The 803-nt window shown below is 76.7% G+C and carries 1 protein-coding gene; it reads right to left on the bottom strand.

Features of this window, described 5'->3' with window-relative positions; all coding sequences use genetic code 11:
- Positions 1–141: 141 nt before the first annotated feature.
- Positions 142–803 (bottom strand): tetratricopeptide repeat protein (locus ABD308_RS36010; RefSeq protein ID WP_425554941.1); only part of this gene is annotated, 662 nt, incomplete at its 5' end.

The raw sequence follows: 803 nt of genomic DNA, 5'->3' as shown, positions 1-803 counted from the left end.
GGAACCCAAACCCGGCCAGCACAGGAAGTCGGGGCAGCCGACTTTCCACTCCAGCCCGCGCGAGAAGGCGGCGCCAGCGGTGGAATCCCGGGTAGCGCGGGGAGTCCGGGTAGCCGGCCTTCTGGTCTGGCCCGGTGGGTGTTAGGGGTGTGGGGGCCAGGGGGTGGCGGTGCGGTGGGGTTGGAGGGTGTCGAGGGTTTGGCGGAGGCGGCGGACGGCCGGGTGGTGGGGGCCCTCGCGGCGTTCGCGGTCGAAGAGGAGCTGGAGCAGCCACGACCAGGCCGCCTCCGTCTCGCCGAGGGCGGCCAGCTGGACGCCGATCCGCTCGCGGAGGTCCAGCAGCCTCTCCGGTTCGGTCTCCGGCCAGACGGCGAGCAGGGCCTGGTACTCGGCGAGCGCCTCCGCGCCGTGCCCGAGCTGTTCGAGGCACTCGGCGATCCGGTACCGGGGTTCCATGGCCCGCCGCCCGTGCGGTCCGCCGTCGGCGGTGGCCGCGAGCAGCCGGTACTCCGCCAGGGCCTCCTGGTGGCGCCGCTCCTGGAGCAGCGTGCGGGCGTAGATGGTCCGGACGGTGCGGACCATCGCCGCCCCGTCGCCGAGCTCGGACCGGCCGCGCGCCAGCAGCCGGGCGGCGAGGTCGAGCACCTCGGCGCGCCGGCCCGCGTCGACCAGGTCGGAGAGCCGGGCACAGGCCGCCGTGAAGTCCTCCGTGGTGGCGGGCACCGCGGCCGGCGCCGCGACCGGCGCGACGGCCGGCAGGAACGGGGGCGGCTCGGCCCGCACCGGCGTCACCGGGGCGCTGG

The sequence above is a fragment of the Kitasatospora putterlickiae genome (genome assembly GCF_039527695.1).
GTDB classification, from domain to species: Bacteria; Actinomycetota; Actinomycetes; order Streptomycetales; family Streptomycetaceae; genus Kitasatospora; species Kitasatospora putterlickiae.
Note: the sequence above shows the minus strand (reverse complement) of the source record. Positions and strands in the feature narration are given on the sequence as shown.